Source organism: Enterococcus lactis (assembly GCF_015751045.1).
Classification (GTDB): domain Bacteria; phylum Bacillota; class Bacilli; order Lactobacillales; family Enterococcaceae; genus Enterococcus_B; species Enterococcus_B lactis.
On record NZ_BNJW01000009.1, the window covers coordinates 14,723 to 34,651 of the forward strand.

Below are 19,929 nucleotides of genomic sequence, written 5' to 3' on the forward strand. Positions count from 1 at the left end.
CCGTTCTTACCGCTTCAGGAAAAAGAAGTTCAATTATTTACGATCTTTTTCAACTTTTTTGTCTTTCTATTTCATTTTTTGTATATAATAGAATAGTCAAAATTAAATAGGAGTGGAGGAAGGCATGAGGAAAAAAAGACCGTTTCTTCTCTTTTGGTTATTCGGTTTTTTCTTACTGCTTATTTTATCCGCAGCATTTTCAGGAAAAATGACAGCAGATCTTGCTCAGAAAGAAACAGAAAAAATCGTAGCAAGCAAAGAATCAGTAGATAATTTCAAAAAAGAATTCTCAACTTATTGGTGGGAGGAATATAAATTAACTGCCAATTACGAAAAAGGTGAATTGGACATCTATTTGCCAAAAGGAAAAGAAGAAAATCAATTTATCAATATCGATGACGTACTTAGTGCGATTTCTCTCAGACAATATCAATTCAAAGACAAACATTTGGCCGTTTTGCTTTTGACTCATGATGGCGACAAGGTAGCTCGTTTGAAAAATGGAAAAGTGGTCACAGCTTATTCTGAAAAAGTGGACAAAAAAGTGGTGGCCGATCGACTAGCGGAATGGAAAAAAACCAATGAACAAGTCAAGAAAACAACTGCTTCTTCTCAAAAAAACGAGTCGACAGAACCAAGCCCTTCAGATTCTGGCAGTGGACAAACGATAACGGGAAATGAAGAAAATCAAGCCTCAATCATTACGAATGAGTCATCAGAAGGACAATATCAAACCTATGGACAATGAAAAACAGAGGTTGTGAAAAAGCTGTCCTGCATCAAGAAATAAGGAGCTGCGACAAGAATTTTGTCTCAGCCTCTTTTTTTTTGTACGAATACCGAGAAACTACTTTTGAATACCGTGGAGTGAAGCGGTCACCACAAGACTTTTATCTCTTCATTCGTTTAATCGCTTACATCACAGCGGTTTTATGCTGTGAAAAATGAACGGAATAATCTTTAGAAAGAATAAAAAAATCTTAAGATAACAATTTTTTTTAGGAAATTTTCATTTTTCAGGAGCAAAATAAGAAAAAATGTGAATAGAGAGAAGTGATATACGTGACACAACTTAAAAAATTGTGCCAAAATCGTTTAGCAATCGTTTTGACAGCTGTTTTCTTTTTTTGGCTGAAGACGATCATTGCTTACTATGCAGATTTTTCATTAGGTGTGGAAGGTACGATCCAGTACTTTATCTTGTGGATCAACCCGATTGCGACTACCTTATTGTTTTTTGGCCTTTCTTTGTATATTAAAAAGCCAAAGCCAGCGTTAGCCATTCTTTTGATCATTGATATTTTAAATACGCTTTTGTTGTACTTGAATATTATTTTTTATCGAGAATTCACAGATTTCATTACAGTCAAATCTGTATTAGGCTTTTCGAAAGTGTCGCAAGGGTTGTCAGGAAGCTCCTTTTCTTTGATGAAACCCCATGATGTCATCTACTGGTTGGATATCGCTGTGTTCATTGGGCTACTGGTTTGGTTGAAGGTCAAGAAAATACCTATCAAAAGCAACCCTGTCAGCAAACCGATGGCTATCGCGGTTACCTGTCTTTCAGGATTGATTTTTTCAGGAAATCTAGCGTTGAGCGAAGCCAACCGTCCACAATTACTGCAGCGGACATTTGACCGTTCCTATATTGTCAAATATCTAGGAATCGATGCGTACACTATTTATGACGGGATCAAAACAGGAATGACCAGCAGTGTTCGCGCGCATGCAAGCAGTAATGGAATTGATGAAGTTTTAGACTATACAAAGAAACATTATGCAGAGCCAAATCCTGAAACATTTGGGCTCGCTAAAGGAAAAAATGTGATTGTCCTTCATTTAGAAAGTTTTCAACAGTTTTTGATCAATATGAAGGTAGACGGACAAGAAGTCACGCCGTTTTTAAATAGTATTTTCCAGAATCAAGCAACGATCAGCTTTGACAATTTCTTTCATGAAGTAGGACAGGGAAAGACAAGTGATGCTGAAAACATGTTGGAAACTGGCACATTTGGTTTACCTCAAGGCTCATTATTCACAGAACTTGGGTCAGATAATGTCTTTCAAGCAGCACCAGCGATCCTTGGACAAACAGAAGGCTATACAAGTGCTGTTTTCCATGGGAATGTAGCTAGTTTCTGGAATAGAGATCATGTATATAAAAATTTAGGGTATGACAATTTCTTTGATCGATCTTATTTTGATGAATCCGACGAAACGTTAGGTTATGGGATATTAGATAAAGATTTATTCAGAGAATCTGCTCAATATCTTGAACATCTACAACAGCCGTTTTACACGAAATTTCTTTCCGTAACCAACCACACGCCTTATTATACGGATGACAAGAATTTCGACTTTCCATCTTTGAATACTGGCAATAGCACAGTAGATAATTATGTTCGAACGGCCCATTATCTGGATCAATCATTGGAACAATTTTTTACGTATTTGAAAAAATCTGGTATTTACCAAAATTCAATCTTTGTGATTTACGGAGATCATTTTGGGATCTCGAATACAGATAATAAAGATTTAGCAAGTGCTCTTGGTAAAGATCCAGATACATGGGATGAATTTGACAACGCACAGATGCAACGAGTGCCATTGATGATCCATATGCCTGGTTACACTAAAGGGACAGTCAATCATGAATACGGTGGAGAAATCGATGTTTTGCCGACATTACTACATCTATTGGGAATCGATGATAAAGATTATCTTCATTTTGGTACAGACTTATTATCTTCTCAGCACGATCAAGTAGTTGCTTTTCGAAATGGGAACTTCGTGACACCCAAATATACCGTCTTAGGAGGAAAAGCTTACAATAATCAGACAGGAGAAATCATCGATACGAAAGCAGCAGGAATCGACGAGGAAATCTCCAAAGATCAGGAAAAAGTCAAGACTGCGTTAAGTCTTTCAGATAAGCTGAATCAGGAAAATCTCTTGCGGTTTTATGTGCCAAACGGATTTGAGACGATTGATCCGAAAAAATATGATTATAAAAACGAAGCGGAACGTAATGAAGCAATCGAAAAGCAAAAAGGTGAACATTCGACCAGTGTCTTTTCAAAAAACGGCAATAAAACAACGACTAACCTATATCCAGTAACAGGAACCAATGCGGAGCAGCAAAAAAATAATCAATAAACAATCAAACCAACCTTCAGGGATTAGACAGCAGTCTCATGCTTGAAGGTTGGTATTTTTTATGAGAAAAACATTTTTTTATTTTTTTCGTGTATTTTTTATTTTTAACGTATCTATTTATTGAATGCGGAAAATTTAAATTGAAATAATCATTCCTCTTATTGGCAAGCATTCTGGAAAAGCCAAGGGTTAATTTCAATTAAAAAAGGAGAACTATTATGTATGATGGAGAATTGATCAAGAAGCTTCGAGTCAACAAAAAGCTGACGCAGTCCCAATTAGCGGAAGGAATCTGTTCTAAAACTTCGCTAGTCGGGATCGAGACGAATTCAGTGAAAAAAGTATCGTTTGGAACATTGAAATCATTTTTAGAGCGAATGAACATGACACTTGCCGAATATGAATGGATACGAAATCAGCTTGATGAGCCAAAAAAATTAAAGAAAAAAAGACGAATGCTAGATCGGATTCAAGAAGACAGCTTTGATCCTTACAAAGAAATTGCTAATAACCGCAGGCACTATAAGAAAACAGAAGATCTGTACTATTTGGTTTTGAATCTGCACATGTCCAAAAAAACAGAAGTATCTGAGACGGAATTCGAATTTTTGCGTTATGAATGTCGTATCATTGAAGAATATTTGATCAAGTACCAGAGTATGGTCAATTTGAAGTATCTATTCTAGCTGATTTTCCTTGGATATTCAGTGATCGGTTTATTGAGAATAATTATTTGAAAATCAAAAAAAGAATGCGACGGATCGCGCAACTGAATAATCACGAGCAGTATCTTTTTACTTTTTTGACGAATCTGACTTTGTTTTATATAGAAAATGGTCGCTTAAAAAAGGCACGTAGCGTGAATGAAGATATGAAACGGAGTTTAGCGCATAAAGAAAGAAGTACAGTGATTTATGAAACATTGATGGCGGACTATTACCAACGACTGATTTCCGCTGCTTTAGGGGAAGAAAAATCGGAAGACTACCAAGAGTTTTTCACAGTGATCGAATATACATTAGGGAAGAATCAAAGGAATTCTTTAGAGAAAAAACTGCTGGCCATTGCTAAATCCAGCAGTTAGACCAACAGTTTAGGATTTGTATCACTTCGCCGCTTTTTCAGCCGGTTTGTTTGTATCGAATGGTGGGAAAAAGCGGGCGATCTCTTTTGTTGCAGCATCACGGGAATCAGAAGCATGGATGATGTTTTCAGTCCCCGGCAGTGCATAATCTCCTCGGATCGTACCTGGAACGGCATCAGCCGCTTTTGTTGCTCCGACCATCTTACGGACGATATCGATCACTTCCTCGCCGACCAGCACAAGATAAACGACCGGACCAGAAGTCATGTAATCGATCAGTTCATCAAAAAAACTGCGTTCAGTCAAGTGCTGATAATGCTCTTTTGCTAGTTCAGGTGTCATCGTTGCAAATTTCATTTCAGCAATGGCCAGTCCCTTTGCTTCAAAACGTTGGATGATGCTTCCGACCAAATGGCGTCTTACGCCGTCTGGCTTGATAATAACAAGTGTTCGTTCCATAACAGCACCTCGTTTCCTACTATAATTCTATTATAGCGGGAGGTGGAAAATGAGACAAATAAAACTGCGTGAGACGGAAATATAACGCGTGTATTTTAAAAAAGTATGAAAAACATGGAAAATTGATTTGACATCCTCTTTTTTAGTTGTTATATTAACGAAGGAAAACCGAATAGGATTTGTTAGGTGAGGCTCCTATACAAACATAGGCTACTGCCCAAAAACGTCGAGAGACGCCAATGGGTAGAACAGGAATTGTCGAGATAAGGCTTTTCATAAGGTAGCTAAAAGCAGATATCTGCTTTTTACGTTGTACAGTGTCAAAACTCAACGATGAGATCTGAGAAGCTTTTTTGATTTGCTTTTTCAAACCTTTCGCTGAGTATTTGGCGAGAGGTTTTTTTGTTGCCGCAAATCCCATCGGTGAAAAAACAAAAAGGGAGGTGAGCGAGTTGGGAAAATAACAATTCGAAAAATGATTGGAAGTCATGAATTAAAATTACTTAGTAAAGGAGATGAGAACAAATGGATGACAGTCATTCGAAAAACAAGGATTTAGAGGAAAGGCCAGGGCTATTATCTATCTGTTCTCAGCCCCTTTCAGCATTTTCTCTATCGATCCGATAAATAGCAAAAGACCAGAAACAGCGAAAACAGCTGTCTTTTGGACACAAAGGAGAGATTGAGATGGAAAAAAAGAAAGATACACAAAAAATCTATGCAGCTTTTGCTGGAAAAACGAAGCAAGAATTATTTGAATTGTTCCATGCATCAGCAAATGGATTGTCAGAAGAACAAATCGAGCGTTCAAGAGAAACTTATGGTGAAAATGCGATTTCATATGGCAAAAAAACACCATTCATTATAGAAATATTGAAAGCATACATCACACCCTTTACATTAGTGTTGATTGCATTAGGAATTATTTCATTCATTACGGAATACGTATTAGCCGCCCCAGGAGATAAAGATCTCTTCGGTGTAGCCATTATCTTCACTATGGTTATTGTCAGTGGGACGATGACGTTGATCCAGTCTGTGCGTTCTAATCAAGCAGCTGAAAAACTGAAATCACTTGTGAAAGTAACGGCAGCTGTCAAACGAAATGGCGAGTATACTGAGATTCCTATGGAAGAAATTGTCTGCGGAGATCTTGTGCGGCTTTCAGCAGGAGATATGATACCAGCGGATATGCGTTTATTGTCCGCAAAGGATCTATTCATTTCCCAAGCAGCACTGACAGGGGAAAGCTATCCAGTAGAAAAGCATGCGAAAGTATGTGAAGACGATCAGCAAAGCGAAACAAGTTATGAAAATCTTGTCTTTATGGGAAGCAATGTCATCAGTGGAAGCGCGGAAGGAATCATTGTTTCTGTCGGAAATGACACACTATTTGGGCATGTAGCAGAAACGCTATCTGAAAAACCCATCCAATCAAGTTTTGAATTAGGCATCCACAAAACATCCATGCTGCTGATCAAATTTATGTCATTGATGGCTCCAGCAGTTATCGTTATCAATGGGCTTACAAAAGGAGATTGGTTAGAAGCTTTTCTTTTTGGATTATCTGTAGCAGTTGGTTTAACGCCTGAAATGCTTCCAATGATCGTTACGACGAATTTGGTCAAAGGAGCAAGTGTGATGGCCAAAAAAGGAACAGTCATCAAAAATTTAAATGCTATCCAGAATTTTGGTGCGATCGATGTGTTATGTACGGATAAAACGGGAACATTGACACAAGACAAAATCATTCTTGAATATCATATGGATTGTGAAGGAAATGAAGATGATCGTGTTTTGCGCCATGCTTATCTAAACAGCTACTATCAAACAGGGCTGAAAAATTTGTTAGATGTGGCTATCATTGATGAAGCAGCAGAAACTTTAGATACAGATACGATCAATTATCAAAAAGTAGATGAAATTCCTTTTGATTTTGAACGTCGCCGTATGAGTGTTGTGGTCGCTGATCCAGCTGGCAAAACACAGATGATCACAAAAGGCGCGATTGAAGAAATGTTGAACATTTCTAAATTTATTGATCTTGGTGGTATTGTCGCACCATTAACAAAAGAACGAAAAGAAGCGGTGCTTGCAAAAGTACAATCACTTAATGAAGACGGCTTGCGAGTGATTGGTGTCGCACAAAAGACCAATCCAAGCGTTGTTGGAGAATTTTCAGTCAAAGATGAGTCAGACATGGTTCTGATTGGTTATCTTGCTTTCCTTGATCCACCAAAAGAAACAACAAAACAAGCGTTGAAAGCTTTAAAAGAACATGGTGTAGCTGTAAAAGTTCTGACTGGGGACAATGAATTAGTCACACGGTCTGTGTGCCGTCAAGTAGACCTAGAAATCAATGAATTGATTACTGGTGAGAAAATCTCGGAAATGAATGATCATGAATTAGCGCAAGTAGCTGAAGACCATGAAGTATTCGTAAAATTGAATCCTCAGCAAAAAGCACGATTGACGACAGCTTTACGTAAAAATGGTCATACTGTCGGATTTTTAGGAGATGGTATCAATGATGCTCCAGCAATGAAAGTGGCTGATATCGGTATTTCCGTGGATACAGCTGTGGATATCGCAAAAGAATCAGCAGACGTGATCCTTTTAGAAAAAGATTTGACGATTTTGGAAAGAGGCCTTCTTTCTGGACGAGAAACTTTTGGAAACATCATGAAATATATCAAGGCTACAGCAAGTTCTAATTTTGGCAATATGTTTTCCGTACTGATTGCCAGTACGTTCTTACCATTTTTACCAATGTTGCCTTTGCAACTTCTATTTTTGAATCTGATCTATGACGTTTCTTGCATTTCCTTACCATGGGATCGGATGGATAAAGAATATTTGGATGAGCCAAAGAAATGGAATGCATCTAGTATTGGAAAATTCATGGTTTATTTTGGTCCAACAAGTTCGATTTTTGATATCACTACTTACTTGTTGATGTATTTTGTTATTTGTCCTGCTGTAGTTGGTGGAAGTTTCCATACATTGGATAGCTCACAACAAGTGATTTTTATCGCATTATTCCATGCAGGATGGTTCGTCGAATCCCTGTGGACACAAACATTAGTGCTCCATGCATTGCGTACACCGAAAATACCATTTATCCAAAGCAATGCAACATTTGCCATGCTGGTTATCACTACATTAGGAATCATTGTCGGTTCAGTCCTTCCATTCACAGGATTTGGTGCTGAGTTAGGCTTGATGCCGCTCCCTGGCAATTACTGGTTATGGCTGCTTGTAACAGTCGTCGCTTATCTGGCGCTTGTGACAGCTGTGAAGAAAATCTATATCCGTCGATTCCAAGAACTCTTATAAGTGATGCGGCTGGGCTCTATGCTTCTGTTCATTTTGGATCAATCATGCTAAACTAGGTGTATTGTTTTGGAAAGGATTAATGTATAGATGAAAGGTGCAATATTTGATTTAGATGGTTTGTTAGTGGATACGGAAAGAACGTATCGGGATGGTTGGCTTTGGGGATTCCAGCAATTTGATATTCATATCCCGAAAGAAATCGTTGACGCTTGGGGCGGAAAAAACTGGAAACAAAGTTTTGATATTTTAGTGCAGGTAGCAGGCAGTCCTGAAAAAGTGCAGGAAGTCCGAGCAAAGCGTGAAGAATATTTTTATCAACAGCTGACAAGTGGAGCTATCCAATTGAAACCCTACGCAAAAGAAATATTGACAGACTTAAAAGAACGTCATATGAAACTAGGGATTGCTACAACAACTGTTACGAAAAGAGCAACAGATATCTTGGATCACTTTCAATTAGCCGATTACTTTGATACGTTTACGTTCGGAGATGAAGTATCGGAGAACAAGCCTTCACCGGTCCCTTATCTGACAGCTTTGGAACGAACAGGATTAGAAGCTCCTTCAGCTTTTGCAGTGGAAGATTCTTTAGTAGGAGCGACAGCCGCTTCACGTGCTGGACTAGGCGTTGTTTTGATACCCGATTCCAGTTTTGTTCGAAATTATAGCGTCGAAGAGAAGGAAAAATTGAACCTTCTTGCGGAAGGGAAAGATCTTCGAACTGTTATTGAAATGTTAGATAAAAAAACAGAAAAATAAATATAGAAAAAATAATTTGAATTTCATGCTTGACTTTTCAGTTTTCCTCCTGTAGATTATTCCCAACAACAAAATATTGATTTCGTTGAGAAGGAAAGTAAGTTTGGAAACTTTGCAGAGAGGCTCTGGCTGGTGTGAAGAGTCAAGTAAGAAAAGCTGAAAATGGCCTTGGAGAATAATTTGTCGATAAGTAGGCAAATTCGGAAATGTTCGACCGTTAAAACGAACGCCAATCTCTCTTTTTGAGATGTTGGGCTTGAGGGAAGAAAACTTCCGAAAAAAGGTGGTACCACGATACGTCGTCCTTTTACTGACATAGTTTATGTTAGTAAAAGGATTTTTTTTTTGAATATTATTTGCATTGAAATGGTAAGTACGATAGAAGAACCTTTGACAGAGAGCTTCGGTAGCTGAGAAGAAGCAAGGAACGACTATTGGAAAATGGCCATCGAGCAATTCATCCCGAGCATAGATGTAAGGCGGTGACGGCTGCGACCGATATCTTGCTAGAGTATGATGGTACTTGAAGAGGAGTTGTGTGTGAACACAGCTTGAACATGAGGTGGTAACACGCAAAAAGGCGTCCTCAAGAAAATGACTATTTTCATTTTCTTGAGGATGCTTTTTTTATAGACAAGGAGGAATGTTAATGATTGAATTGCGAGATGTTTCTGTATGTTTCAAACAAAAAGAAAAAGAGATACAGGCAGTAGATTCTGTAGATTTAACGATTGAAAAAGGGGATGTTTATGGGATCGTCGGTTACTCAGGTGCAGGAAAGAGTACGTTAGTCCGCGTGATGAATTTGTTGCAGAAACCAACAGCAGGAGAAGTCATCGTCAACCAGACGAATTTAAGCCAGCTCTCTCCAAAAGAATTGCGAAAAGAAAGAAAGGCCATCGGTATGATCTTTCAGCATTTCAATCTAATGGAAAGTCGAACGATTTTTGACAACGTAGATTTTTCTCTAAAGTATTCTGGAAAATCAAAACAGGAACGTCGTCAAAAAGTGAATGAACTACTGGAACTTGTCGGTCTGGAAGAAAAAGCATCTGCGTATCCTAAACAACTGTCGGGGGGACAAAAACAACGAGTGGCAATCGCACGAGCTCTGGCAAATGAACCTAAAGTGTTGTTATGCGATGAAGCAACTAGTGCACTTGATCCGAAAACGACCCTTCAGATCCTTGCGCTGTTAAAAAAACTAAATCGTCAACTAGGTCTAACGATCGTCCTGATTACTCACGAGATGCAAGTTGTCAAAGAAATCTGCAACAAGGTGGCGGTTATGGAAGCTGGGAAAATCATTGAAAAAGGCAGCAGCATCCAGATTTTCAGTCATCCTGAAGAAGAATTGACTAAAGATTTTATTCGGACAGCGACACACCTTGACCAAGCATTGGAAACAATCAGTGCCCATGCTGCTTTTGCCGATCAGATTGCAAATAAATGGTTGGTGGAATTAAGTTATATCGGCAACCAGACGAACGAACCTCTAATCGCTCATCTTTACAGCAAGTACCAAGTAACAGCGAATATCTTATACGGTAATGTAGAGCTATTACAAGAAACACCCTTAGGAAGTTTGATCGTTACTTTAGCTGGAGAAACCAAACAGCGGCAAAAAGCATTGGATTATTTGATCAAATCTGGTGTAAAAGTAACTATTTTACAAAAAAACGAATTAGATAACCGTATCAAAGTCATAGAAGGAGGAAGCTAAAATGACTGAATTTTTTAAAACATATTTGCCGAATGTCTATTTGATTCCGGATGAATTCATCGAAGCGACAAAGCAAACACTATATATGTCTTTTTGGACGGCATTCATTGGTGGGATTATCGGAATCATCCTAGGTGTGACGTTAGTAGTGACGCGTCCAAATGGATTACTAGCTAACAGGCTGCTGTTCGAAATACTTGATAAGTTGATCAATATCATTCGTTCCATCCCTTTTATTATCTTGCTTTCCCTTTTAGCTTTGACTACTCGTTTCTTAGTTGGAACGACGATCGGTGCCAAAGCAGCTTTAGTCCCTTTGATTTTTGGTGTTGTCCCGTTTTTTGCCCGTCAAATCGAGAATGCACTGCTAGAAGTTGATCCTGGGGTGATCGAAGCAGCAGAAGCGATGGGCACGAGCCCAATCGGCATCATTTTACGTGTTTATTTGTTAGATGGGTTACCCGGTATCATTCGGGTCTCAGCGTTGACGATTATCAATGTGATCGGACTGACTACCATGGCCGGAGCAGTAGGTGCCGGCGGATTAGGGAATCTTGCTATATCGAGAGGATATAATCGATTCCAAACAGATGTAACGATTGTCGCTACATTATTGATTCTGGTCTTAGTTTTTTTGAGTCAATTTATCAGTAATCAACTGATTAAAAAAATCACACATTGAAAGTGGAGGAGAAAAAATGAAAAAAATTATTCGTTTTGCAGTCATTACATTTGTAGCAATTATTTGGTTGGTAGGGTGCAGCCAAGGAAAAGTAGCTACAACTGACAAAAAAGAAACGACCGTAAAACTAGGGATCATTGGGGAAGATACAGATGTATGGGACGATGTGAAAGAGCGTTTGAAAAAGGAAAACATCCATTTGGAATATGTGAAATTTACAGATTACAATCAGCCAAATGCGGCTTTAGCAGATGGATCGATCGATTTGAACTCCTTCCAACATCAATTCTTTTTAGACAATTACAATGAAGAACACGGAACTGATTTAGTATCGATTGGGAATACGGTTAATGCACCGTTGGGAATTTATTCCAATACGTTAAAAGATGTGGCTGATATCAAAGATGGAGCGAAAGTTGCCATCCCTAATGATGTCACGAATGGCGGCAGAGCTCTTCTGTTATTGCAAACTGCTGGATTGATCAAAGTGGACAAGGCAAAAGGCCAAGCGCCTACCGTTTCTGATATTACCGAGAATAAAAAAAATCTAGACATTTCTGAGTTAGATGCTTCCCAAACAGCACGTGCTTTGTCGGATGTAGACATTTCAGTCATCAATAGCGGTGTAGCTGTAGATGCTGGATTTAATCCCGCTTCTGATGCAATCTTCTTAGAACCAGTCGATGACCATGCACGTCCTTATGTCAATATCATCGTTGCAAGAAAAGAAGATGAAGACAATAAAACGTATCAAAAAATAGTAGATGCCTATCAAACAGAAGAAACAGCCAAAGTAATCGAAAAAACATCAAAAGGTTCAAGCGTACCTGCGTGGGAAACATTCGGGAGAAAATAAGAAAAAACGACTAGCATAGGAGGAAATTTTTATGACAACCACACTCTCAACAAATCAATTGAAAGATCTGATCCAATACCGTTTACCAGAATATCAAGCACTTGCACTAGCTATTCACGACCATCCTGAAGTAAGTAATTATGAATTTTATTCCTCAGCAGCTTTAATCAAACAATTGGAAAAAGAAGGGTTCTGGGTAGAAAAAGAAGTAGCTGGGCACCGAACAGGCTTTGATGCACGTTATATTTCCAATAAACCAGGTCCGACAATTGCCTTTTTGGCAGAATTTGATGCTTTACCAGGTATTGGTCATGCATGCGGACATAATTTATTTGGTACTTACTCCGTATTAGCAGCCAGCATAGTGAAACAATTCATTGATGAGATTGGCGGAGAAATCCGTGTGTATGGTACTCCAGGGGAAGAAGGAGGCGAAAATGGATCAGCTAAGGGCAGCTTCGTTCGGGAAGGTTTTTTTGAGGATGTCGATGCAGCATTATGTGTCCATCCAGCTTTTCGTTATGGGAAAACGACAGAATCTTTAGCAAATGATCCAGTTGATATCAAATTTTACGGTGTCGCTTCTCATGCAGCAGCAGCACCTGAAAAAGGAGTAAATGCTTTGGAAGCCTTGATCCAAGTGTTTAACGGAATCAACGCTCTACGCTTGCAATTGCCAAAAGATGTCAATATCCATGGAATCATTACAGATGGAGGCGTGGCGGCCAACGTCATACCAGACTACGCTGCTGGACGTTTCTATTTACGTGCAGGAAATCGACAAACATTAGACAGAGTATATGAAAAAGTGGAAAATATCGTACGAGGTGCTGCATTAAGCACGGGTACGACTTTTGAGTTTGGATTGTTCCAAAATGCAGTCGATGATGTCATCGTCACGCCTTCTTTCGATGACTTATTCTTCCAACATGCAAAAGAAGCAGGTGTTCCTGATGAAGAAATAGAAACGGAACAAAGAACAAGTCTAGGTTCTTCTGATGTAGGAAATGTCAGCCAAGTCATTCCAACGATACAGCCTACTGTAGCAATCTCTGAGACATACATTGCCGGACATACAGAAGAATTCAAAGCTGCTGCTAAAAGTGAAAAAGGACTTGCTTCTATTGCGATTGCAGCGGAATTACTTGCCAATACAGCTCTAGATTTATTGAGAGAACCCAAGCTATTAGAAAAAATCAAACAAGAACATCAAGAAACAGTAGCAAGAAAAAAACAAGAGGGCGCTACTTTCTAGTAAAAAGATAAAGTTGTGCGTGAAAGTGATAAAAATAATTTTCAGAAAAATGAAAAAATATTTTCTTTTTCATTGACAAATGATCTTATGGAAGGTAAACTTCATACAAGTCAACTTTTCACGCAGTAGCGGTTAGGTGTTTTGTTCAGAAAGTCGGTGGTCGCTGCGAATCGATCAAGCCTAATTGACGAATTACATGGAAAGTCCATACATTTGAATAATCGTTTGAAAGTGAAAAACAGATCTGTTTTTAATTAAGGTGGTACCGCGGAGTCATTCGTCCTTAGTTGAAAGCAGGTCTTTTTATTTTTATAAAGGAGGAATCGCGGATGAATTGTGGCGGAGTAATCCGATATCTTAACTTTTTTAGAACATAAGAACAACTAAAAAAGGAGAGATTATCATGGAAAAAAAAGGAACACCAAGTTTTTTAGAAGCAACACTTGTATTAATGGTCATTGTTTTAGGCATTGCGATTGGCGTTGTCGGATTAAAGGTTTCGCCTAATATCACGATTTTGGCAGCTATCGGAATGGTCATGTTGTACGCAGTGATAAAAAAATTCCCGACAGATTGGCTGCACGAAGGGATCATCAATGGCATCAAATCGGGGATCATTCCAATCTTTATTTTTATTTTAGTCGGTTCATTGATTGCTGTATGGATACAAGCAGGAATTATTCCAACCCTCATGGTCATTGGATTTAAATTGATCAGTGTCCAGTGGTTCGTCCCTTCTGTATTTGTTGTTTGTGCAATCGTAGGTAGCGCTGTAGGGAGTGCCTTTACGGTTATGTCAACGATTGGGATTGCATTTTTCGGTATTGGGACAACACTAGGACTAAATCCAGCCCTTGTAGTTGGAGCCATTGTTTCAGGTGCCGTTTTTGGAGACAAGATGTCTCCATTATCCGAATCAACAAATTTAGCAGCAGCTATTGTTGATGCCGATTTGTTCAAACACATCAAGCATATGATGTGGTCGACTGTTCCGGCATTTGTTGTTTCTTTCTTTTTATTCATGATTTTAGGACACACAAGTAAAGCCGCAAGTCTTTCATCTATTCGTGAAGTGACCGATATTCTAGAAGCAAACTTTACTATTTCGATCTGGTCACTGATTCCTCTATTTTTAATGCTCTTGTGTGCATGGAAAAAGGTGCCGGCAATTTTGACGATTTTGTTGAATATCGCTGTAGCAGTAGGAATGATCTTTATTCAAAACCCACAAACTTCCTTAACAAAGTTGGCAGGGGTCATCGAATCTGGATTTGTTTCAAATACTAGAAACCAACAAATCGATTCACTGCTTAGCCGTGGAGGAATCGAAAGTATGATGCCAACTGTGTCATTGATTATTCTAACATTGTCATTAGGTGGTTTGTTGATCGAATTTGGGTTGATCTCAACCGTTATGGAACGAGTATCAAGAAAGATGACGAACACCCCAAAATTGATTTTTACAACATTGATGACAAGCATCGGAGTAAATATCTTTATTGGAGAACAATTTCTATCTGTTATCCTGCCTGGTAATGCATTTAAAGAAACTTACGAAAAAGCAGGCTTTGATCCAACTGTATTAGGGAGAACACTAGAAGATGGTGGAACAGTGATCAATTACTTAGTGCCTTGGGGAATCGCCGGAAGTTTCGTAGCAAGTACATTTGGCATTCCTACACTCACTTACTTGCCATTCGTGTTTTTCAGTTTGCTTTCACCTGTGTTTTCGATGGTCAGTGCCTTTACAGGTTGGGGGATCTCAAAGAAATTTGTGAAACCGCAAGAAGCAGTAAGCAAGACAGCGCAATTAGAACAATAAAAACGGAAAAAGGGAGTGTGACAAAAGTCTTGTCACACTCCCTTTTACGAATAAACGGTGTTCAAAAGCCAGTTTCTCGGTATTAAGCCAAATTTATGCAAAAATGTGGAAAGCCATTTTCACAAAATTTTTCTTCATACTCGAAACTAAGCGGCTTTTTCACAACCTCTCGATAAACGGTGTTCAAAAGCTTGCATCTGCGGTAATAAGCCTAATCAAACGAAAAATATGAGAAGCTATTTTTGTTTGGCTGTTCTTATTACTTGATGCAGGGCAGCTTTTTCACAACCTCTTTTTCTGTTTGGATAGATAATGGTCATTCCATTTCTTTGATCATTTTTTTCATTTTATCGATCTCTTCTTCTTGTGCCTGAATGATTTCTTCCGCTAATTTTTTTACTTCAGGATCTTTTAAATCAGCTCGTTTACTTGTCAAGATAGCAATAGAGTGATGAGGGATCATTGCCTTCATCCACGCCGTATCGTTGACAGTTGTTTGGCTTCGTACCATAAATAAGGAACCAGCAAAAACAAGAAGACTTGCCGCTAAAATCATAGCATTTATCTTTTTGTTTTTATACATTTTCCACATGAACAACAACATGATGACTGCCATGACTGCACCCATCATCAGCGCCATGAATACACGTGTGCGACTGAAGAAGATATGGTCGAGCGCATAAACATTCAAATACATCATACCAAACATGACTACCGTCGAAACACCAATCATCAACAAAAACTTCCAATACTTTTTCATTTAAAACAAACTCCTTTTTCTTCATTCCTTTCTTCTATCATGTCATGAACGTGGAGAACAATCAATTAATCTGCACAGATGGTTTTTGAACACCGTTTATCAAGAGGTCGTGAGCCTGCCGTTTAACACTGAGTCACAAGGAACAATTTCAAAAAATAGTTTCTCATGTTTGTTGAATATTGAGACTTGTGACCGAGGAGTTGACAGGAGAACACCGTTTAGTGGAAAGGTCGTGAAAAAGCTGTTCTTATTACCGCAGATGTAAGTTTTTGAACACCGTTTATTCGGAAAAAGGAACTGCAACAATTTTTGTCGCAGCTCCTTTTTCAATAGCTCCAGCTATTCAATATAAATAGAATAAAATTCTCTATTGGTTTCATTCATTCATCAAGACGAAAGCATCGTTCTTTTTTTGATAACTGAAATAAATGAACAGGTAAAGCAGACCGGTCAATACAGTTACCCCAATGGAGTTCGTGAATAGGATACCAAGGAAAATCAACCCTAAGACTGCTAATGCAAAAAAGCTGATTCCTTTGTCCCATAACGTTCCTTTCCTTAGTGCCAGTATAAAGGACGCAGCACTGATAATGATCCAGATCAATAATACTGTATAGGAAAGAGAACCTGCCAGATAGCCAAATAATTTGTCACCGACAAAATAAGAAAGAGCCACACCTAGATAAAGAACACTGGTACAAAACAGCACAGCACGTTGCGGTACTTGATGCTTGTTTAAAACAGCTAGTTTTCTAGAGGAACCTTTTCGATCTTTCAAGCGGAAGAACAAAATCCTCGAAGAAGCATACACACCTGAATTGATAGACGAGAACAGAGCAAGAACAATCACGAAATTGACGATATCTGCTGCAAATGGAATATTCATTTTTTCAAATACCATCACAAAAGGACTAACGTTCGTACCTGCTAATGTATTCCAAGGAAAAATAATCAAAAGCAAAAATAAAGGAATAATGTAAAAGGAAATGATTCTTCCCATAACGCCTTTGATTGCTTTAGGAATCGCACGTTTAGGATCATCTGCTTCGCTTACTGTGATAGCAATCAGCTCAGAACCGCCGTAAGAATAGATAACTACAAGCAAAGAACTGATGATTCCCTTCATACCATGAGGAGTAAAACCACCATGATCAGTCAATTGTTGAAGGGTAGGGAAAACACCAGAACCCAACATTTGCTGACCAACAAGATAAGCAGCAAAAATGATCAATAGGATAATGACACTGATTTTAGCAAAGGCCAGCCAATATTCTGTCTCTGCGAATAATCGTACCGAATAAAGATTGATGATAGTAGTTAAAACAGCCAACATAAAAACAAATACCCAAGCTGGGACGTGGGGGAACCACAACTGTAAAAAGGAAGCAGCTGCAACAGCTTCAGCAATGATATTGATAATCCACATGGACCAGTAGACCCAATCGGTAAAATCGGCAGAATGAGCACCTAGATATGGACGAATCAATCCAGATAATCCGTGGTGCGTATCGCCACCACTTAAAACAATTTTTCCCAGACCTTTCATCACGATATATAAAATCATTCCGCCAATCAAAAAAGCGATCAATACAGAAGGGCCGGCGATTCCAATCGCTTCGCCACTTCCTTTAAATAGACCTGCACCAATCGCTCCACCCAAAGCTAGCATGGTGATATGTCGGGAGCTAAGTTGTTTTTTCAATTTTTTATCTTCCATAAATAACCTCTTTCTTTTAAATTCACAATCAAAATGTATAGTAAGAATAAATAGCAATAATAACAATGACTAATGATAACAAATTTTCAGACAATTACAACTATTCAGAAAACTTTTAGGCATATTTTAATGGAAGAATGATTTATTTCATCGTATTTTCATAGAAATATTAAATTTTTATAAAAATAATAGGAAGCGTTTTACTGGCTTTTTACTATTTAAACAGGCTATCATAGGAAAAAGTGACAGAGAAAGTGAGGCGGAACAGATGAACAAAAACGACGTATTGCTAGTTGCGAAAAATAAATCACTTTATTTTTTTCCTTCCATCCGCTCTTTAGATGTTTGGTCCGGAAAAGATTTACTACAGTCGGAATTCATTAAATCGGCTCGACAACAGTTGGCAAATTATCAGCTGATCGTTTTTTTAGATTATGGATTTGATATGGAGATGGCTCGACGCGTGCGTCCATTTACCAATGCAAAAATCGTGTTATTTTTTTGGAACCACTTCAAAGCAGAACACGAGGCGATGCTGAAACAGGCACAAGATGAACCGTCAATCGATGAGATTTATCATTTTGATTTTTTGGAAGCAAAAGAACTTGGACTAAAACATAATAGTTCCTTTTATTCGAAACATATGGATTTTTCTTCTAGCGAACCAAAGACGGATCTTTTTTTTGGTGCAACAAATAACGGCAGAAAAGAACGGGCAGAAAAATATAAGCAGGAATTTACAAAAAGAGGTGTTACGACCAATTACTTTATTCTTCCGCTTCGAGGAAATGAACAACCTGGATACCTTACTTATGAAGAGTATCTGAAAAAAACTGGGGAATCGAGCGGGATTCTAGAACTGTTGCGGGAAGGGCAGCAAGGAGTGACTTTGCGAACGTTTGAATCTATGTATTTTCAAAAGAAGCTAGTGACAGATAATCAAGCCATAGCTCATTATCAGTTTTATCATCCTGAAAATATTTTTTTGCTTCAAGAACGTGATTTAGATGAATTACCGGAATTTCTGCATACGCCATTTCAGCCAATCCCATCAGAACTGTTGGAATTTTTTGATGCAGAAAATTGGGCAAAACGTTTTTTCACTACTGACTCCGCTATTTATGAACAATATGAATACGATCTTTCCTCTGTTAAAAATAAATAAAAGTGCCAAACAATCATAGATGAAAATAAACAAGCGCAATTCTTATGGCAACATGAGAATTGTGTTTTTCTTTTTGATCTTTCGTGGGGGTAAAAAAATGAGAACCAGCTGCTGATCCAGCTGATTCTCATCAGAGAGCCTTTTATTCTGCGCCAAGGATTCCTTCTTTTGCATGGACTAATTGGGTCAAAAAGGCACAATAGGGTGTAGCAATATCATATTTTTGTCCTTTTCGCCAAACGGCACCATTGATGTAGTCGATTTCAGTCAAACGATGGTTTTTGATCAGGTCTTGGTACATAGATGGGTAATGCAACCCGATGTTGTCAGGATCATAAGTAGAAGCAATATGCTGGTACACTTCTTCTTGATCTAATGTGATTCCTTCTATTGCTGCGATAGAAGCAAACTCAGATACGATCGTTCGAACCATGCCCTCTGCCGCTTTTTGCGCACCTAGTTCAGCAATATTACAATCCAAGATCGTGCATAATCCATTTAATGTTCCGTTTACACAAGCTTTTCGCCAAATGGAATAACGAACATTATGACTATAGATTGGATTCAATCTTGCTTCTTGAAAGACTTCTACAACTTTTTTTGTAAATGCTTCGCCTTCTGGTTCCAAGTTCTCTAGTTCGATTTCTCCATCACCTAATAATGTGACTTTTCCGGGACCAGCTAGACCAGCTGTCCACATCGTGATCCCAAATAAGATATTTTTCTTTGGTACATATTTTTCCAGTACATCTTCATGACCTAATCCATTCAGTAAACACAAAACATAAGTATTCTCAGTAATAATGGATTGGATCGAACGAAACATATCATCTAATTGATTCGCTTTTGTCAAGGCTACGATCAAATCCACGTGTTCGTTGCTTTCGATGATTTCTTCTGGTGAATAGATTGGCAGTTTTGCAACTACTTCTTTGCCATTAAAGTCAGCAATCAATCCATTTGTACGAATGGCTTCAATGTGAGCAGGCCAGCGATCGATCAAGACGACCTCATTTCCGCTTTGATGCAACATCAATCCGATTCGGCTGCCCATTGCTCCGGCTCCAGCTATTGCGATTTTCATGTTTTTTCTCTCCTTTATTCAATGAGTTCCCTTTTAGTATATAGAAAAACAGAAGAAAATAGCATTGTTTT

The 19,929-nt window shown here is 38.4% G+C and carries 14 protein-coding genes, 1 pseudogene, 1 riboswitch and 2 other annotated features; of the genes and pseudogenes, 11 read left to right on the plus strand and 4 right to left on the minus strand.

Annotated elements, in window-relative coordinates:
* Positions 1-124 precede the first annotated feature (124 nt).
* From KFO35_RS06185 to KFO35_RS06195, 3 genes and pseudogenes are all read left to right on the plus strand, one after another.
* Positions 125-748, plus strand: a complete 624-nt coding sequence (locus KFO35_RS06185; RefSeq protein ID WP_002346113.1) for a hypothetical protein — start codon at positions 125-127, stop codon at positions 746-748.
* A gap of 314 nt (positions 749-1,062) precedes the next feature.
* Complete coding sequence (locus tag KFO35_RS06190; RefSeq protein ID WP_024634950.1) at positions 1,063-3,156, plus strand: LTA synthase family protein; 2,094 nt, start codon at positions 1,063-1,065, stop codon at positions 3,154-3,156.
* 218 nt (positions 3,157-3,374) lie between these two features.
* Positions 3,375-4,240, plus strand: a pseudogene (locus KFO35_RS06195) (Rgg/GadR/MutR family transcriptional regulator).
* Positions 4,241-4,261: 21 nt separating this feature from the next.
* Here the strand turns inward: KFO35_RS06195 and ndk are convergent.
* The gene (gene ndk, locus KFO35_RS06200) at positions 4,262-4,699 is read right to left on the minus strand and encodes a nucleoside-diphosphate kinase (RefSeq protein WP_024634952.1); all 438 of its coding nucleotides are present in this window, start codon (positions 4,697-4,699) and stop codon (positions 4,262-4,264) included.
* Between the two features lie 171 nt (positions 4,700-4,870).
* A riboswitch (M-box (ykoK) riboswitch) is annotated at positions 4,871-5,045 on the plus strand.
* 341 nt (positions 5,046-5,386) lie between these two features.
* On the opposite strand from ndk, the gene mgtA reads away from it, so the two are divergent.
* The 7 genes from mgtA (at position 5,387) to nhaC (ending at position 15,132) form a co-directional block, all read left to right on the plus strand.
* Positions 5,387-8,035, plus strand: a complete 2,649-nt coding sequence (gene mgtA, locus KFO35_RS06205) for a magnesium-translocating P-type ATPase (protein ID WP_070703754.1) — start codon at positions 5,387-5,389, stop codon at positions 8,033-8,035.
* Positions 8,036-8,122: 87 nt separating this feature from the next.
* Positions 8,123-8,794: an HAD family hydrolase gene (locus tag KFO35_RS06210; RefSeq protein WP_070872895.1), complete on the plus strand. Its 672-nt coding sequence runs from the start codon at positions 8,123-8,125 to the stop codon at positions 8,792-8,794.
* 76 nt (positions 8,795-8,870) lie between these two features.
* Positions 8,871-9,104 (plus strand) — a binding site (T-box leader).
* A 42-nt stretch (positions 9,105-9,146) separates the two neighbouring features.
* Positions 9,147-9,385: a binding site (T-box leader), on the plus strand.
* 58 nt (positions 9,386-9,443) lie between these two features.
* Positions 9,444-10,517 carry a methionine ABC transporter ATP-binding protein gene (locus tag KFO35_RS06215; protein WP_070703752.1) on the plus strand — a complete coding sequence of 358 codons (1,074 nt, stop codon included), beginning with the start codon at positions 9,444-9,446 and terminating at the stop codon, positions 10,515-10,517.
* A gap of 1 nt (position 10,518) precedes the next feature.
* Entirely contained in the window at positions 10,519-11,199 is a 681-nt protein-coding gene (locus tag KFO35_RS06220; RefSeq protein WP_070703750.1) for a methionine ABC transporter permease, read from the plus strand.
* A 16-nt stretch (positions 11,200-11,215) separates the two neighbouring features.
* The gene (locus KFO35_RS06225) at positions 11,216-12,055 is read left to right on the plus strand and encodes a MetQ/NlpA family ABC transporter substrate-binding protein (protein WP_070703748.1); all 840 of its coding nucleotides are present in this window, start codon (positions 11,216-11,218) and stop codon (positions 12,053-12,055) included.
* A 31-nt stretch (positions 12,056-12,086) separates the two neighbouring features.
* Positions 12,087-13,310 carry a M20 family metallopeptidase gene (locus KFO35_RS06230; RefSeq protein WP_070703746.1) on the plus strand — a complete coding sequence of 408 codons (1,224 nt, stop codon included), beginning with the start codon at positions 12,087-12,089 and terminating at the stop codon, positions 13,308-13,310.
* A gap of 403 nt (positions 13,311-13,713) precedes the next feature.
* On the plus strand, positions 13,714-15,132 hold the full coding sequence (gene nhaC / locus KFO35_RS06235; protein WP_070703744.1) for a Na+/H+ antiporter NhaC: 1,419 nt from the start codon (positions 13,714-13,716) through the stop codon (positions 15,130-15,132).
* A gap of 316 nt (positions 15,133-15,448) precedes the next feature.
* Here nhaC and KFO35_RS06240 read toward each other — a convergent pair whose 3' ends face one another.
* Together KFO35_RS06240 and KFO35_RS06245 are read right to left on the minus strand one after the other, a co-directional pair.
* Positions 15,449-15,892, minus strand: a complete 444-nt coding sequence (locus KFO35_RS06240) for a DUF305 domain-containing protein (protein WP_070703742.1) — start codon at positions 15,890-15,892, stop codon at positions 15,449-15,451.
* A gap of 376 nt (positions 15,893-16,268) precedes the next feature.
* A complete protein-coding gene (locus tag KFO35_RS06245) occupies positions 16,269-17,609 on the minus strand; it encodes an amino acid permease (protein WP_070703740.1) in 1,341 nt (446 codons plus the stop codon).
* A 268-nt stretch (positions 17,610-17,877) separates the two neighbouring features.
* On the opposite strand from KFO35_RS06245, the gene KFO35_RS06250 reads away from it, so the two are divergent.
* The gene (locus KFO35_RS06250; RefSeq protein WP_070703738.1) at positions 17,878-18,774 is read left to right on the plus strand and encodes a WaaS/CpsH family glycosyltransferase; all 897 of its coding nucleotides are present in this window, start codon (positions 17,878-17,880) and stop codon (positions 18,772-18,774) included.
* A gap of 142 nt (positions 18,775-18,916) precedes the next feature.
* Here KFO35_RS06250 and KFO35_RS06255 read toward each other — a convergent pair whose 3' ends face one another.
* A complete protein-coding gene (locus tag KFO35_RS06255) occupies positions 18,917-19,858 on the minus strand; it encodes a 2-dehydropantoate 2-reductase (RefSeq protein WP_065763711.1) in 942 nt (313 codons plus the stop codon).
* Between the last annotated feature and the right edge of the window lie 71 nt (positions 19,859-19,929).

Bases quoted from the DNA above. Each gene is read 5' to 3' on its own strand.
- KFO35_RS06250 (WP_070703738.1), top strand. From the start codon at position 17,878: ATGAACAAAAACGACGTATTGCTAGTTGCGAAAAATAAATCACTTTAT.
- KFO35_RS06220 (WP_070703750.1), top strand. From the start codon at position 10,519: ATGACTGAATTTTTTAAAACATATTTGCCGAATGTCTATTTGATTCCG.
- KFO35_RS06230 (WP_070703746.1), top strand. From the start codon at position 12,087: ATGACAACCACACTCTCAACAAATCAATTGAAAGATCTGATCCAATAC.
- KFO35_RS06225 (WP_070703748.1), top strand. From the start codon at position 11,216: ATGAAAAAAATTATTCGTTTTGCAGTCATTACATTTGTAGCAATTATT.
- KFO35_RS06240 (WP_070703742.1), bottom strand. From the start codon at position 15,892: ATGAAAAAGTATTGGAAGTTTTTGTTGATGATTGGTGTTTCGACGGTA.
- KFO35_RS06185 (WP_002346113.1), top strand. From the start codon at position 125: ATGAGGAAAAAAAGACCGTTTCTTCTCTTTTGGTTATTCGGTTTTTTC.
- KFO35_RS06245 (WP_070703740.1), bottom strand. From the start codon at position 17,609: ATGGAAGATAAAAAATTGAAAAAACAACTTAGCTCCCGACATATCACC.
- KFO35_RS06255 (WP_065763711.1), bottom strand. From the start codon at position 19,858: ATGAAAATCGCAATAGCTGGAGCCGGAGCAATGGGCAGCCGAATCGGA.
- KFO35_RS06215 (WP_070703752.1), top strand. From the start codon at position 9,444: ATGATTGAATTGCGAGATGTTTCTGTATGTTTCAAACAAAAAGAAAAA.
- ndk (WP_024634952.1), bottom strand. From the start codon at position 4,699: ATGGAACGAACACTTGTTATTATCAAGCCAGACGGCGTAAGACGCCAT.
- mgtA (WP_070703754.1), top strand. From the start codon at position 5,387: ATGGAAAAAAAGAAAGATACACAAAAAATCTATGCAGCTTTTGCTGGA.
- KFO35_RS06210 (WP_070872895.1), top strand. From the start codon at position 8,123: ATGAAAGGTGCAATATTTGATTTAGATGGTTTGTTAGTGGATACGGAA.
- nhaC (WP_070703744.1), top strand. From the start codon at position 13,714: ATGGAAAAAAAAGGAACACCAAGTTTTTTAGAAGCAACACTTGTATTA.